The 15262-nt window shown below is 66.1% G+C and carries 9 protein-coding genes and 2 tRNA genes; 7 read left to right on the top strand and 4 right to left on the bottom strand.

From position 1 onward, the window contains the following. Nucleotides 1-252 precede the first annotated feature (252 nt). The 5 genes from lon (at nt 253) to ACWCIA_RS15670 (ending at nt 5596) form a co-directional block, all read left to right on the top strand. Nucleotides 253-2658 carry an endopeptidase La gene (gene lon / locus ACWCIA_RS15690; RefSeq protein WP_454164761.1) on the top strand — a complete coding sequence of 802 codons (2406 nt, stop codon included), beginning with the start codon at nt 253-255 and terminating at the stop codon, nt 2656-2658. Between the two features lie 363 nt (nt 2659-3021). After that, entirely contained in the window at nt 3022-3294 is a 273-nt protein-coding gene (locus ACWCIA_RS15685) for an HU family DNA-binding protein (protein ID WP_435756335.1), read from the top strand. Nucleotides 3295-3395: 101 nt separating this feature from the next. Next, nucleotides 3396-3472, top strand: a tRNA-Asp gene (locus tag ACWCIA_RS15680). Nucleotides 3473-3490: 18 nt separating this feature from the next. Next, a tRNA-Asp gene (locus ACWCIA_RS15675) sits at nt 3491-3567 on the top strand. Nucleotides 3568-3682: 115 nt separating this feature from the next. Beyond that, entirely contained in the window at nt 3683-5596 is a 1914-nt protein-coding gene (locus tag ACWCIA_RS15670) for a SurA N-terminal domain-containing protein (protein WP_454164760.1), read from the top strand. A 122-nt stretch (nt 5597-5718) separates the two neighbouring features. On the opposite strand, the gene mnmH is transcribed toward ACWCIA_RS15670, so the two are convergent. Together mnmH and ACWCIA_RS15660 are read right to left on the bottom strand one after the other, a co-directional pair. Then, nucleotides 5719-6774, bottom strand: coding sequence for a tRNA 2-selenouridine(34) synthase MnmH (mnmH, locus tag ACWCIA_RS15665; protein WP_454164759.1), 1056 nt, complete (start codon nt 6772-6774; stop codon nt 5719-5721). Further along, nucleotides 6771-7397 (bottom strand): arylesterase, encoded by a 627-nt coding sequence (locus ACWCIA_RS15660; RefSeq protein WP_454164758.1) that lies wholly within the window; start codon nt 7395-7397, stop codon nt 6771-6773. Before ACWCIA_RS15660 ends, mnmH begins: the two co-directional genes overlap by 4 nt. Here ACWCIA_RS15660 and ACWCIA_RS15655 point away from each other — a divergent pair. Beyond that, a complete protein-coding gene (locus ACWCIA_RS15655; RefSeq protein ID WP_454164757.1) occupies nt 7396-8112 on the top strand; it encodes an ABC transporter ATP-binding protein in 717 nt (238 codons plus the stop codon). The two genes, ACWCIA_RS15660 and ACWCIA_RS15655, sit on opposite strands and share 2 nt — an antisense overlap. A gap of 123 nt (nt 8113-8235) precedes the next feature. Here the strand turns inward: ACWCIA_RS15655 and ACWCIA_RS15650 are convergent, their stop codons facing one another. Then, nucleotides 8236-9771 (bottom strand): NAD(P)H-hydrate dehydratase, encoded by a 1536-nt coding sequence (locus tag ACWCIA_RS15650; RefSeq protein WP_454164756.1) that lies wholly within the window; start codon nt 9769-9771, stop codon nt 8236-8238. A 113-nt stretch (nt 9772-9884) separates the two neighbouring features. Between ACWCIA_RS15650 and ACWCIA_RS15645 the strand changes: the two genes are divergently transcribed. Continuing rightward, the gene (locus ACWCIA_RS15645; protein ID WP_454164755.1) at nt 9885-13484 is read left to right on the top strand and encodes a hydantoinase B/oxoprolinase family protein; all 3600 of its coding nucleotides are present in this window, start codon (nt 9885-9887) and stop codon (nt 13482-13484) included. 91 nt (nt 13485-13575) lie between these two features. Here the strand turns inward: ACWCIA_RS15645 and ACWCIA_RS15640 are convergent, their stop codons facing one another. After that, complete coding sequence (locus ACWCIA_RS15640) at nt 13576-15216, bottom strand: tetratricopeptide repeat protein (RefSeq protein WP_454164754.1); 1641 nt, start codon at nt 15214-15216, stop codon at nt 13576-13578. Nucleotides 15217-15262: the final 46 nt, after the last annotated feature.

Below are 15262 nucleotides of genomic sequence, written 5' to 3'. Positions count from 1 at the left end.
ACCACAAAAGCACTTGTGCGCTGGAGGCTTGGAGGTACAATTTACCTCAATAAAAGCATCCGGCTTCAATCGAAAAGCCACTCGCGACTGCGGTCGCGTGGTGGCTTTTTTATTTCAGACAGGGGTTTTATTGGAACGGCCAGATTGCAATAAGCGAATATCTTTTTTACTCGTAGAAAATATTCGTTGGCCGGTCTTGAGTTTTAACCGTGTTCGCCCAACATCGGTAACACGCTTTTTATAAGGTATACCATGACAACTTCGAAATTAACCGAGCAAACGACGCTGCCCCTCCTGCCGTTGCGCGACGTGGTCGTGTTTCCCCATATGGTGATACCACTGTTCGTCGGCCGCCCGAAATCGATCAAGGCCCTGGAAGCCGCGATGGAGCAGGGCAAGAGCATCATGCTCGCCGCCCAAAAGGCTGCCGCCAAAGACGAACCTTCCGCCGCAGACATCTACGAGATCGGCTGCGTCGCGAACATCCTGCAAATGCTGAAGCTGCCCGACGGTACCGTGAAGGTGCTGGTGGAAGGCGCCCAGCGCGCCCGCATCGATCACATCAGCGACGGCGCTACCCACTTCATCGCCGAGCTGACCCCGCTGCGTTCGGAAATCGGCGACGATTCCGAAGTGGAGGCGATGCGCCGCGCCATCGTCCAGCAGTTCGACCAGTACGTTAAACTCAACAAGAAAATCCCGCCGGAGATCCTCGCTTCGCTGGCAGGCATCGACGACGCCGGCCGCCTGGCCGACACCGTCGCCGCCCACCTGCCGCTGAAGCTCGAGCAGAAGCAAGTCATCCTGGAAATCTTCAACGTCGCCAAGCGCCTCGAGCACCTGCTCGGCCAGCTGGAAGGCGAACTCGACATCCTGCAGGTCGAAAAGCGCATTCGCGGCCGCGTGAAGCGCCAGATGGAAAAGTCGCAGCGCGAGTACTACCTGAACGAACAGGTCAAGGCCATTCAGAAGGAACTGGGCGAAGGCGAAGACGGCGCCGACATCGACGAGCTCGAGAAGAAGGTGATCGCCGCCAAGATGCCGAAGGAAGCCCTCGACAAGGCCACGGCCGAGATCAAGAAGCTCAAGCTGATGTCCCCGATGTCGGCCGAGGCCACCGTCGTGCGCAACTACATCGACACCCTGGTGTCGCTGCCGTGGAAGAAGAAGTCGAAGGTCACCAACGATCTCTCCAACGCCGAGAAGGTGCTGGAAGCCGAGCACTACGGCCTCGAAAAGATCAAGGAACGTATTCTCGAGTATCTTGCAGTCCAACAACGCGTCGACAAGCTGAAGGCCCCGATCCTGTGCTTCGTGGGTCCTCCGGGCGTGGGTAAGACCTCGCTGGGCCAGTCGATCGCCCGCGCCACGAACCGCAAGTTCGTGCGCATGGCGCTTGGCGGCGTGCGCGACGAAGCCGAGATCCGCGGCCACCGCCGTACCTATATCGGCTCGATGCCGGGCAAGGTGCTGCAGTCGCTGGCGAAAGTCGGCGTGCGCAACCCGCTGTTCCTGCTCGACGAGATCGACAAGATGGGCGCGGACTTCCGCGGCGACCCGTCGTCGGCCCTGCTCGAGGTGCTGGACCCGGAACAGAACCACACGTTCTCGGACCACTACCTGGAAGTGGACTTCGACCTGTCGGACGTGATGTTCGTGGCCACCTCGAACTCCTTCAACATCCCGCCGGCACTGCTGGACCGGATGGAAGTCATCCGCCTGTCGGGCTACACCGAAGACGAGAAGACCAACATCGCCCAGCGCTACCTGCTGCCGAAGCAGGTCAAGGCGAACGGTCTGAAGGACGGCGAGATCAAGGTCGAAGAGTCGGCGATCCGCGACATCATCCGTTACTACACCCGGGAAGCCGGCGTGCGTTCGCTCGAGCGCGAAATCTCGAAGATCTGCCGCAAGGTCGTCAAGATGCTGCTGCTGAAGAAGAGCGACAAGGTCGTCGTCGTCAACGGCAAGAACCTGGACAAGTTCCTGGGCGTGCGCCGCTATGACTTCGGCGTGGCCGAGAAGGAAAACCAGGTCGGCCAGGTGGTCGGCCTGGCCTGGACCGAAGTCGGCGGCGACCTGCTGACAATCGAAGCCGTGAACGTGCCGGGCAAGGGCGCCATCATCCGCACCGGTACCCTGGGCGACGTGATGAAGGAGTCGATCGAGGCCGCGCGTACGGTTGTCCGCAGCCGCGCGCAGCGACTGGGCATCAAGAACGAGGTGTTCGAGAAGAGCGACATCCACATCCACGTGCCGGAAGGCGCGACGCCGAAGGACGGTCCGTCCGCCGGTATCGCGATGACGACGGCCCTGGTGTCGATCTTCACCGGCATCCCGGTCCGTGCCGACGTGGCGATGACGGGCGAGATCACGCTGCGCGGCGAAGTGCTGCCGATCGGCGGCCTGAAGGAGAAGCTGCTGGCGGCGCATCGCGGTGGCATCAAGACGGTGCTGATCCCCGAGCAGAACGTGAAGGACCTGGCCGAGATTCCGGACAACGTCAAGAACAAGCTCGAGATCGTGCCGGTGCGCTGGATCGAGAAAGTGCTCGAGATCGCGCTGGAACGCCAGCCGGAAGCCCTGGTGGAGGTGCCGGCGGTGTCGGTGACGCCGGCGCCGAGTGCCGAAGGGCAGGGCGACGTGGTCAAGCACTGATCGCTGAAGCGGTAAGTTAAAAGAGGCGCCCGCGGGCGCCTCTTTTTTTGTTTGGCGTAGGGTGGACACTTGTGTCCACGCGGTCACGGCCGCGGCGAGTCGAGACGAGTCCAAGAGCGCGGCGGCCGCGTCAGTGGCATGTATTGCCGTGTGCAAGCGTTCCAAACGCGTGGACACAGGGGGCCACCCTACAATCGCGGCTGTTCACCCGATAACATGCTTCGCAAGCCAATAAATCACCACACCGAGCGCTTCCTCGACGAATGTTGCTTGACAGAAGCAAATCACCCCGGTTTAATACGCGCTTGCACTTTTGCAGGAAGGCGCAGCGCCGCCGCGTCATGAACGACCAAGAGGATACGAGTGAACAAGACTGAACTGATCGAAGAAATCGCGAAATCCGCGGACATTACCAAGGCCTCGGCCACCCGTGCGCTGGATGCGATGATCGAAGCGGTGACGAACACCCTGAAGAAGAACGACAGCGTGACCCTGGTCGGCTTCGGCACCTTCACCGTCGGCGACCGCGCTGCCCGTACCGGACGCGATCCGCGCACCAAGGAGCCTATCAAGATCAAAGCTGCAAAGGTTCCGAAATTTAAGGCTGGTAAAGCGCTAAAAGATGCTGTAAACTAATGCCTTCTCTGCAGTGACATGCAGAGAAAACATCCTTCAAGCAGTAGGGGCCCACGCCTCAGCTTCTACAGTAAGGATGACGCAGTACCCAGTATTTATGTGGAGCGGTAGTTCAGTTGGTTAGAATACCGGCCTGTCACGCCGGGGGTCGCGGGTTCGAGCCCCGTCCGCTCCGCCACTTAAATACAACGAATTTGGAGCGGTAGTTCAGTTGGTTAGAATACCGGCCTGTCACGCCGGGGGTCGCGGGTTCGAGCCCCGTCCGCTCCGCCAGATTTCAGCAGTATCTGAGGTGTTGGTAACCCAGCATTTCAATGAGAAGAGGCGAACGCGAGTTCGCCTTTTTTTTTAACTCGAGCTTTGTAGCCTCACTAGCGATTGGTGGACCATGTTTGATTTTGTACGTAATAACAAACGCGTCATGTACGGCATCCTGGGCCTGTTGATTGTGCCTTCGTTCGTGCTGGTCGGCGTCGAAAGCTACCAGGACCGCGGCGACAGCGCTGTCGGCGTGGCCGAAGTGGACGGCCGCAACATCACGCAACAAGAATGGGAAGAAGCCCAGCGTCGCCAGATCGACCAGGCCCGCCAGCAGATGGGCCCGCAATTCGACCAGAAGCTCTTCGAGACCCCCGAGGCGAAGCGCGAAGTGCTCGAGAACCTGGTTGCCGAGCGCGCCGTGAATGCGGAAATCGCCCGCAGCAAGCTGACCGTCAGCGACCAGAGCATCTACAAAGCCATCAACGCGATCGAAGCATTCAAGAAGCCGGACGGCAGCTTCGACATGGACGCCTACCGCGCCGCGCTGTCGGCCCAGGGCCTGACCCCGGAAGGCTTCGATGCCCGCATGCGCCGCGACATGGCCATCCAGCAGCTGGCCGGCTCGGTCGGCGCCACCGCCTTCGTGCCGCGTTCGGTCGCCGAGCGCATCTCGAGCATCAACGACCAGCAGCGCGAAGTCCAGGAACTGGTGTTCCCGGTCGCGAACTACCTGCCGCAAGTCAAAGTCACCGACGAGATGGTCAAGGCCTTCTACGACAAGAACGCCGACCTGTTCCTGATTCCCGAGCAGGTGAAGGCCGAGTACGTCGTGCTCGACAGCGCCGCCGTCGAAAGCCAGGTCACCGTGAGCGACGCCGAAGTGGCCCAGTTCTACAATGCCAACCAGAAGCGCTTCACGACGCCTGAACAGCGCACTGCCAGCCACATCCTGATCACCAGCCCGGCCAGCGCCAAGCCGGCCGAAGCGGCCGCCGCCAAGGCGAAAGCCGAAGCCGTGCTGGCCGAGGTGCGCAAGAACCCGGCCGGCTTCGCGGCCATCGCCAAGACCCAGTCGCAAGACCCGGCTTCGGCAGCCAACGGCGGCGACCTCGGTCCGATCGAGCGCGGCAGCCTGGGCAAGGCGCTGGAAGACGCCATCTATGGCCTCAAAGAGGGCGAAGTCAGCGGCATCGTCCAGTCCGAGTTCGGCTTCCACATCGTCAAGGTCACCGGCGTGACCCCGAGCACGCAGAAGCCGCTCGAGGCGGCGAAGGCCGAGATCGCGGCCGAACTGGCCAAGGCCAAGCAGTCGAAAAAGTATTCGGAGATGGCCGAGCAGTTCAATGACATCGTTTACGAGCAAGCCGACAGCCTCAAGCCTGCCGCCGACAAGCTGGGCCTGAAGATCCAGACCGCCGATGGCCTGACCCGCAAGCCGAATCCGGCCTTGGGCGACGCGCCATTCAACAACGCGAAGTTCCTGACCGCGCTGTACTCGACCGACTCGATCAAGAACAAGCGCAACACCGAAGCCGTCGAAGTCGCGCCTGCCGTCCTGATCGCCGGCCGCGTGCTGGAATTCAAGCCGGCCACCAAGCGTCCGCTGGCCGAAGTCGAAACCCAGATCCGCGCCCGCGTCACCCAGGAAGAAGCCATGCGCCTGGCGCGCCAGGCCGGCGAAGCCAAGCTGGCCGCCGCCAAGGCCTCGGGCGACGCCAGCGGTTTCGGCGACGTCAAGATCGTCTCGCGTACCCAGGAACCGACCATCAACCCGGCCGGCGCATTGGCCGCGCTGAAGGCGGATGCGACCAAGCTGCCAGCCTACGTCGGCGTCGAGCTGCCGGGCGTCGGCTACGGCGTCTACCGCATCGACAAGGTCTCGCAGCCGGCCCAGGTGGACCAGGCGCGCCGTGCGCAGGAAGCCCAGCAGATCTCGAACCTGGTCGGCCAGTCCGAGCTCTACAACTTCGTGGAAGCGATCAAGGCCAAGGCGAAGGTGAAAATCAACGCCAAGGCGGCGGCGCCGGCGGCGTCGGAATAAACGCTTCGCGTTCGTCAGTAAAGAAAAACCCGGCTGTTTGCGCAGCCGGGTTTTTTTACGTCATGAATTTGGGAACGCGGAGCGCAGGGATGTAGTCGCCGTTCTAGAGGCTTGCGGCCGTCTCAGGCTGCGTGCAGCGCCCGCGCCGCACTTGCGAAATCATCCGGGCCGATGTCCGCCAGCTCCAGCACCTGCGCCTGGCCATACTGGACGAAGTTGCGGTCGATCGAGCGCAGGTAGGCCGGGTCGTAGTGCTCGACCAGCAGCTGGTCGACCAGCTCCGGCATCGCGCCGCTGTTGGCCAAGGCGTGCCAGGCGTCGATCTTCTCGCGGCCGTGCAGTTGCACCAGGTGTTCGAGCTGGCCGTTGAGCGCCTGCGGATCGCCGGCGAAATGGCTGTAGTCCTCCATCAGCAGGCGCACGCGGTTGGCGCGCGACAGGCCGAGGGCGATGCAGGGCGAGGCGCGCATGCGCTCCATCACGGCGTCGGGCACGCGCAGGTTGCCGACCTTCTTGCTTTCCGATTCGACGAACACCGGTCGGCTGGCATCGAAGTGGCGCAGCTTGTCCCAGATGCGCGACTCGAACATCTTTTGCGTGGGCTGGGGCTCGTTCGGCAGGTGGCCGAGTACCGAGCCGCGGTGAGCCGCCAGGCGTTCCAGGTCGAGCACCTGTGCGCCGATCGCATCGAGGGTTTCCAGCAGCCGGCTCTTGCCGCTGCCCGTGGTGCCGCAAATGACGCGGAACTCCACTTCAGGCGGCTGCTCCAGCGCGCCGCTGACGTGGGCGCGATACGCCTTGTAGCCGCCATCGAGCTGGACCACCGGCCAGCCGATCTTGGCCAGGATGTGGGCCAGCGAGCCGCTGCGGTTGCCGCCGCGCCAGCAGTAGACCAGGGGCTTCCAGTCGCGCGGCTTGTCGGCGAAATGGGTGTCGATGTGGGTCGCGATATTGCGCGCGACCAGCGCGGCGCCGAGCTTCTTCGCCTCGAAGGCGCCGACCTGCTTGTAGAGCGTGCCGACGCGCACCCGCTCCTCGTCGTTCAGCACCGGGCAGTTGATGGCGCCCGGCAGGTGGTCGAGGGCAAATTCGCCCTCGCTGCGGGCGTCGATGATGGTGTCAACACTGTCCAGTTCGGGAAGGATGTCGGCGAAGCTCAGTACGGCAGGGTATTTCATCGGGAGGTGATCAGGTTGGAGAAAGTCGGCCAGATATTATTCAGGATGATCGGATGCGCCTGGGCGTTCGGATGCAGGCGGTCGGCCTGGAACAGTGCCGGCTTGTCGGCCACGCCTTCGAGCATGAAGGGCACCAGCGGCGCCTTGTGTTCTTTCGACAGGGTATTGAACATGCCGAAGAATTTTTCAGTGTATGCGCGGCCATAGTTCGGCGGCATGCGCATGCCGACCAGCATGACCTTCGCGCCCTGTTGCTGCGACATCGTGATCATCTGGCGCAGGTTGCTTTCGGCAGCGGGCACCGGCAGGCCGCGCAGGCCGTCGTTGGCGCCCAGTTCGATCACGACCACCTGGGGTTTGTGCTGCTTCAACAAGGCCGGCAGGCGCGCGCGGCCGCCGCTCGTGGTTTCGCCGCTGATGCTGGCGTTGACGATGTTGGCGTCGATCTTGTTCGCCTTGAGCTTTTGTTCGAGCAGGGCGACCCAACCTGCGCCGCGCGTCAAGCCGTATTCGGCGGAGAGGCTGTCACCCACCACGAGCACGGTTTTTGGTGCAGAATAGGCGCTCGCCGACGCCGCCACCATGGCCGCACCGACAGTTAATTTCTTGAGAAAAGCAAGCATGCGTGATAACCCCGAGGGTGTAAAAAGAGAGCTGGATGCCATGTTGGAGCGGCCGGCCGCGATTCAAGTCGCAGGCCTGTCGAAACGCGTGGCGGACGCCAGCGGCGAACTCACCATCCTGCACAGCATCGATTTTACCGTGCAACCGGCCGAGACGCTTGCCATCGTCGGGGCATCCGGCTCGGGCAAGTCCACCTTGCTGGGCCTCCTCGCCGGTCTCGATAGCCCGAGCAGCGGCAAAGTGCTGCTCGACGGCACCGACATCTTCGCCCTCGACGAAGACGGACGCGCGGCTTTCCGCATGGCCAAGCTGGGTTTCGTGTTCCAGTCCTTCCAGTTGCTGGCGCACCTGAACGCAGTCGAAAACGTGATGCTGCCGCTTGAATTGCGCGGCGACGGCGCGGCGCGCGAGAAGGCCGAGGCGATGCTGGGACGGGTCGGGCTGTCGAGCCGCCTGAAGCATTATCCGAAATACCTGTCCGGCGGCGAGCAGCAGCGCGTGGCCCTGGCGCGCGCCTTCGTCACCGAACCGCCGCTGCTGTTCGCGGACGAACCGACCGGCAGCCTGGATGCGGCGACCGGCGAATCGATCATCCAGTTGATGTTCGAGTTGAACCGCGAGCGCGGATCGACGCTGGTGCTCGTGACGCACGATCCGGCGATGGCGGCGCGGTGCGGGCGGACGATTACGATTGCGGCGGGGAAGCTGGTTTAATTGCTACGGTTCGCATGGGCCGGTTGAACGCGTGGACGGGGAACCCGTCCACCCTACGCTGGCTTGCGGACCGTTATCGGAACTCGGAGGGACGTAGGGTGGACGGGTCTCCCGTCCACGCGTTCAAGCGGCCGATGATCTTCCGCCGGCGTCCCTCACCAAGCCATTCAACACCGCCCGCACCGCCTTCGGTAATTCTCCCGCCGTCATCCCGATCGGCCCTACGCCTCCCTCGACTAGGCGGTCCGCCGCCGCCCCGTGCATCCACACCGCGCCGACGGCCGCCTCCCAAGCCGGCCAGCCTTGCCCGAGCAGGGCGCCGCACACGCCCGCCAGCACGTCGCCGCTGCCGCCGCTGGCCAGCCCCGGATTCCCGGTCGGGTTGATCGCCACTTCGCCATCCGGCTGGGCGACCACGCTACCGCACCCCTTCAGCACCACGACCGCCTGCAGACGCCGCGCCAGCTCGCGGCAGGAGCCAAGCCGGTCGGCCTGCACCTCGGCCGCCGAGACGCCCAGCAGGCGCGCCGCTTCCAGCGGATGCGGGGTGAGGATGGTCGCGCCCTGGCGCCTGGCCACGCGCTCCTGCAGCGCGGTGCTGGCCGACACCAGGTTCAGCCCGTCGGCGTCGATCACGATCGCACCGGGCGCGTCGATGCCGTGCCCCAGTACGCGCATCGCCTCGCTCGAATCACCCATGCCGGGCCCGAGCACCAGCACCCGGTCGCCGACCTCGAAGCCGCCTGAGGTGCGCAGCATCAGTTCCGGCTGCACGGGATCGAATTCCGGCCCGGCGTCGACGGTGACGGCGAACACGCGCCCGGCGCCCGCATGCAGGGCCGCGCGCGCGGCCAGCAGGGCGGCGCCCAGCATGCCGTGCGCGCCCCCGACCACCGCGACGTCGCCGAACTGCCCCTTGTGCGAATTCTGGCGGCGCGGCGCCAGCATGGCCGCGAACAGGGCAGGGCTGGCCAAGCGGGCACGGGCCGGCTCGTAGGCGTCGGCGGCGATACCGAGGCCGGCGACGTGGACGATGCCCGCATGGTCGCGCCCTTCGGCCGTATGCAGCCCGGGCTTGTCGCCGATGAAGGTGATGGTGTGGGTCGCGCGCACCGCAAGGCCGTTGCCCACCACGGCGCCGGTATCCGCATCGAGCCCGCTCGGCACGTCGAGTGCGAGCACCGGGCAGCGCAGGCCGTCCATGGCGGCGACCAGGTCGCGGTAGCGTCCTTCGAGCGGGCGCGCCAGGCCGATGCCGAACAGGCCGTCGACCACCATCGCCCATTCGCGCACGTCGAGGGCGACGTCGGCGAAGTTGGCGCCGCTGGCACGGGCGCGCGCCAGCGCCTGGGCCGCCTCGGGCGAGGGCTGGCCGCTGCCGGCCAGGTGCAGCACCACCACGTCCACCTTGGCCTCGGCCAGGTTGGCGGCCACTTCCAGCGCGTCGCCGCCATTGTTGCCCGGTCCGGCCAGCACCAGCACCGGCTGCACGCGCCGGCCGCCGTCGGGCGGCTTGACCAGCTCCAGTGCGAGATCCGCGGCCGCGCGGCCGGCGCGCCGCATCAGCGCCTGGCCTCCCGGCCCGTCGGCGTCCAATGCCGCCGCCGCAGCCGTTTCGGTCGCGCGGATTTGCGCCACGCTGTAGAGACCCTTGTCCATTCCCGCTCCAATTTGGTTCGTCATGCATGCATTTTCGCCAATTTCGGGCGCGGGGGCGAATACAATAGACGCCACACTAGACGTTCAACTGATATCTGCACGAGGAAACGCACATGGATTGGCAGTTCTGGATCGACCGCGGCGGCACGTTTACCGACATCGTGGCGCGCACGCCCGGTGGGCAGCTGGTGACGCACAAGCTGCTTTCCGAGAACCCCGAACAGTACCGCGACGCGGCGGTGGCCGGCATCCGCCACCTGCTGGGCGTGGCGCCCGGCGATCCCTTGCCGGTGAACGCGATCGAGGCCGTCAAGATGGGCACGACGGTCGCCACCAACGCGCTCCTCGAGCGCAAGGGCGAACGCACCGTGCTGGCCATCACCCGGGGCTTCCGCGACGCGCTGCGCATCGCCTACCAGAACCGGCCGCGCCTGTTCGACCGCCACATCGTCCTGCCGGAGCTGCTGTACGGCGAAGTCATCGAGATCGACGAGCGCATCGGCGCCCATGGCGAAATCGTCCGCCCGCTCGACGAGGAGGCCGCGCGCCGGGGCCTGCAGGCCGCTTTCGACGCCGGCCTGCGCACCCTCGCCATCGTCTTCATGCACGGCTACCGTTTCACGCAGCACGAAGCGGCGGTGGCGCGCATCGCCCGCGAGATCGGCTTCGCGCAGGTGTCCATGTCGCACGCGGTAAGCCCGATGATGAAGCTGGTCGCCCGCGGCGACACCACCGTGGTCGACGCCTACCTGTCGCCCATCCTGCGCCGCTACGTCGACCAGGTGGCCTGCGACCTGCCGGGCGTGAACCTGCAGTTCATGCAGTCCAACGGCGGCCTGACCGACGCCCGGACCTTCCAGGGCAAGGACAGCATCCTGTCCGGCCCCGCCGGCGGCATCGTCGGCATGGTGCGCGCGAGCCGCCTGGCCGGCTTCGAACGCATCATCGGCTTCGACATGGGCGGCACCTCGACCGACGTCTCGCACTTCGCAGGCGAGTTTGAACGCGTGTTCGAGACCCAGGTGGCCGGGGTGCGCATGCGCGCGCCGATGATGAGCATCCACACGGTGGCCGCCGGCGGCGGCTCCATCCTGCATTTCGACGGCACCCGCTACCGGGTCGGCCCGGACAGCGCCGGCGCCAATCCCGGCCCGGCCTGCTATCGGCGCGGCGGCCCGCTCACCGTCACCGACTGCAACGTCATGCTCGGCAAGATCCAGCCGGCTTACTTCCCGCAGCTGTTCGGCGCGGACGGCGACGAGCCGCTCGACGTCGAGGCGGTGCGTGCGCGCTTCACCGGCCTGGCGCGCCAGATCAGGGAGGCTACCGGCGACGTGCGCAGCGAGGAAGAGGTGGCCGAAGGCTTCATCCAGATCGCCGTCGGCAACATGGCCAATGCGATCAAGCAGATCTCGGTGCAGCGCGGGCACGACGTGACCGAATACGCGCTCACCAGTTTCGGCGGCGCCGGCGGCCAGCATGCCTGCCTGGTGGCCGACGCGCTCGGCATGAAGACGGTCTTCATCCACAGCCTGGCCGGGGTGCTGTCGGCCTACGGCATGGGGCTGGCCGACCAGAGCGCGATGCGCGAGCAGGCGGTCGAGGAGAAGCTCGACGGCGTTGCGGGCGAGCTGCTGGCGCGCCGCCTCGATGCGCTGGCCGATGCGGCGCGCGGCGAACTCCTGGCCCAGGGCGTGGGCGTGGAGCGCATCGACGTCCTCAAGCGCGTCCACCTGCGCTACGAGGGCACCGACTCGGCGCTGGTGGTCGCGTTCGGCGAAGCGCCGGCGATGCGCCACGCCTTCGAACAGGCCTACAAACGCCGCTTCTCCTTCCTGATGCCGTCGCGCGCGCTGGTGGTGGAGGCGGTGTCGGTCGAAGCACTCGGCCGCTCGGAAGCGCCGCCGGAGCAACCCGCCGTCCGCACGGAGCGGCGCGCCGGCCCGGCATCGGCGGAGACCATCCGCATGTTCGCCGGCGGGCAATGGCGCGAGACCAGCGTCTACCGCCGCGACGACATCGCGCCGGGCGACCGCATCCAGGGCCCGGCCATCGTCGCCGAGAACAACGCCACCACGGTCGTGGAAGCGGGCTGGCAGGCCGAGGTCACGCCCTACAACCACCTCGTGCTCACGCGCGTGGAAGCGCTGCCCGAGCGGCGCGCGATCGGCACCACGGCCGACCCGGTCATGCTCGAGATCTTCAACAACCTGTTCATGTCGATCGCCGAGCAGATGGGCCTGCGCCTGCAGAACACCGCCTATTCCGTCAACATCAAGGAACGGCTCGACTTCAGCTGCGCCATCTTCGACGCCGCCGGCAACCTGGTGGCGAACGCGCCGCACATGCCGGTGCACCTGGGCTCGATGGGCGAGAGCATCAAGACCGTCATGCGGGGGAACGCGGGCCGCATGCGGGCCGGCGACGTCTACGTGCTGAACGATCCCTACAACGGCGGCACCCACCTGCCGGACGTGACGGTGATCTCGCCGGTGTTCGACGAGGCGGGTACGGAAATCCTGTTCTACGTCGGCTCGCGCGGCCACCATGCCGACATCGGCGGCAGCACGCCCGGCTCGATGCCGCCGGACTCGGTGCACATCGAGCAGGAGGGCGTCCTGATCGACAACTTCAAGCTGGTCGACGGCGGGGACGGCGTGCTGCGCGAGGACGAGGTGCGCGCCCTGTTGGCCAACGCGCGCTATCCGGCACGCAACCCGGACCAGAACCTGGCGGATTTGCGCGCCCAGGTGGCGGCCAACCAGAAGGGCGTCGAGGAGCTGCGGCGCATGGTCGCGCACTTCGGCCTCGACGTGGTGCGCGCCTACATGGGCCACGTGCAGGACAACGCCGAGGAAGCGGTGCGGCGCGTGATCGGGGCGCTGAAGGACGGTTCGTTCACGGTGGACCTCGACAACGGCGCGAAGATCGTCGTCGCCGTGCGCGTGGACCGCGCGGCGCGCAGTGCGCGGATCGACTTCACCGGCACCTCAGGCCAGCTGCAGAACAACTTCAACGCGCCCTCGAGCGTGTGCATGGCGGCGGTGCTCTACGTGTTTCGCACCCTGGTCAACGACGAGATCCCGCTCAACGGCGGCTGCCTCAAGCCGCTCGAGGTGATCATCCCGCCCGGCTCCATGCTCAATCCGCATTACCCGGCCTCTGTCGTGTCGGGCAACGTCGAGACCTCGACCTGCATCACCAACGCGCTCTACGGTGCGCTGGGCGTGATGGCGGCCTCGCAGGGGACGATGAACAACTTCACCTTCGGGAACGCGCGCTACCAGTACTACGAGACCATCTCCGGCGGCAGCGGCGCGGGGGAGGGCTTCGACGGCACCGACGTGGTCCAGACCAACATGACCAACTCGCGCCTGACCGATCCCGAGATCCTGGAATTCCGCTTCCCGGTGCGGCTGGAGAGCTACGCGATCCGGGCGGATTCCGGCGGCGCCGGGCGCTGGCATGGCGGCAACGGCGGCGTGCGCAAAGTGCGCTTCCTGGAGCCGATGACGGCGGCCATCCTGTCCAATAACCGGATCTACGCACCCTTCGGCATGGCCGGCGGCGAGCCGGGGGCGCGCGGCGTCAACACCGTGCTGCGTGCCGACGGACGCGAGGAGCGGGTCGGGCACATCGGCAAGGTCGAGATGGCGGCGGGAGACGTGTTCGTCATCGAGACGCCGGGCGGGGGAGGGTACGGCAAGGCGTAGGGTGGGCGCCCCGGGCCCACGCGGAACGATGATCATCGTTGGCGATGCACATTGCACCGCGTTGGCTCCTTTTTTGGTAAGCGGCGTACGGTCAGGTCGAAATACCGTACTTCCTGCGCATCGCCGCATACTCCTGCCCCAGCGGCTCCAGCCGCGGATGCTGCGCATCGATCGCCCGGATCTTCTCCAGCTGCGCCAGGCACAACTCCCCCAGCGGGTGATCCCACCCCAGCTCGTTGATCTGCCGGAGGATGCCGCCGGCCACCGCGATCATCACCTGCAGGTTCTGCGGCGCCATGTGCAGCGCTTCGAGCAGGGTCTGCACCGCGCCGCGCACGTCGCCCATGTTGCGCTTTTCGTCGGCAATGCCGAGCAGGATCTGGGCTTGCACCTTGAGCTGCTGGCTGATGCCGTCGGCCAGGTCGCGCCGGCCGGCTTCGGTGAAGATGCGCAGCGCGTCCTGCGAGCCGACGCCGCTGCCGCTGTCGTTCACCACGGCCATCATCACCTCCTGGGCCGGCGCGTCGAGGCGGTGCTCGAGGCAGGAGCGCACCAGGCCCACCTTCAACCCGGTCGACAGCGAACTGCCCGCGCGCACCGCGGCGACCGCGTTCTGCAGGCCGTGGACGGCCGCCTCGCGGTTGCCGGCTGCGTCGTGCAGGGCCGCGTTGGCCACCCCGATGCAGGCGTCGAGTTCCGCGCTGGCGCGCATCGAGCGTTCCAGGTCGCGCACCACGCCGCTCGCGCCCAGCATGTCGCCGCGCTTGACCAGCGCCTTCACCAGCCGCACGTGGTCTTCGGGATCGCGGAATTCCGAGTAGCGCGCCTTGGCCACCACCTGCTTGAACGACTTTTCCGCGGATTGAAAGTCGCCCGCCTCGAGCGCGACCTCGCCCAGCTTGCGCAGGCGCCGCACCAGGTGGGGCGAAATGCCGACCGCTTCCTCGAGGATCTTCTGTGCCTGGGCGTGGTTCCCGGCCGACTCGTGGCAGCGCGCGAGCAGGTCGTAGGCGGCCATCAGGCGTGGATTCGCGGCGACCAGGGCCTGCAGGGTTTCGCGCGCCCCGTCGATGCGGCCCTGCGCGAACTCGGCGCGCGCCAGCCCGAGGCCGGCCCAGCCCAGCGGCTTGTGGGCCAGCACCTTGCGGTACAGCTGTTCGGCTTCCTGATGCTCGCCCAGGCTGGCGTGCAATTCGGCGCGCAGGCGGGCAAAGTCGAGCGCATGGCGCGGATGGGCCAGTTCGGCGGCGGCGGCCGTGCGGATCGCTTCCCGGGTCTTGCCCTGGGCAACCAGCTGGTAGGCCGGCAGGAAGACCGCGCGCCGCTCGACCGCGCGGGCGATGCGGGCACCCAGGGTGTCGCTGGTGAAGGGTTTCAGGACGTAATCGGTGGGCGCCAGTTCGGCCGCGCCGATGACTTTGCCGTAGACCGCTTCCGAGGTCAGCATGATGAAGATCGCCCAGGGGCTGAGCAGGCGGTGGTGGCGCAGGTCTTCCAGCAGCTGCTGGCCGTCCTGGCCGTCGCCGGGGCCGCTGCCGCCGCTGTTGCCGAGGTCGTACTCGCACAGCACGATGTCATAGCTGCGCCGCGCCAGCTGGCGGATGGCGGTGCCGGCATTCACGGCATAGTCGATCTTGCTGATGCTCGATTGGTTGAGCATGTTCTGCAGGTTGCTGCGCATGCCCGGGTTCGGGTCGATGATCAGGACCGACAGGTTGTTGTTCTCTTGCATTATTTCTTTCGTCTGCAGGACGCTTTGCGGGTCTTTACGGCTGTCT

Source organism: Massilia sp. SYSU DXS3249 (genome assembly GCF_053668055.1).
The sequence above is the reverse complement of the archived record's forward strand: the minus strand, read 5'-3'. Positions and strand labels throughout refer to the sequence as shown.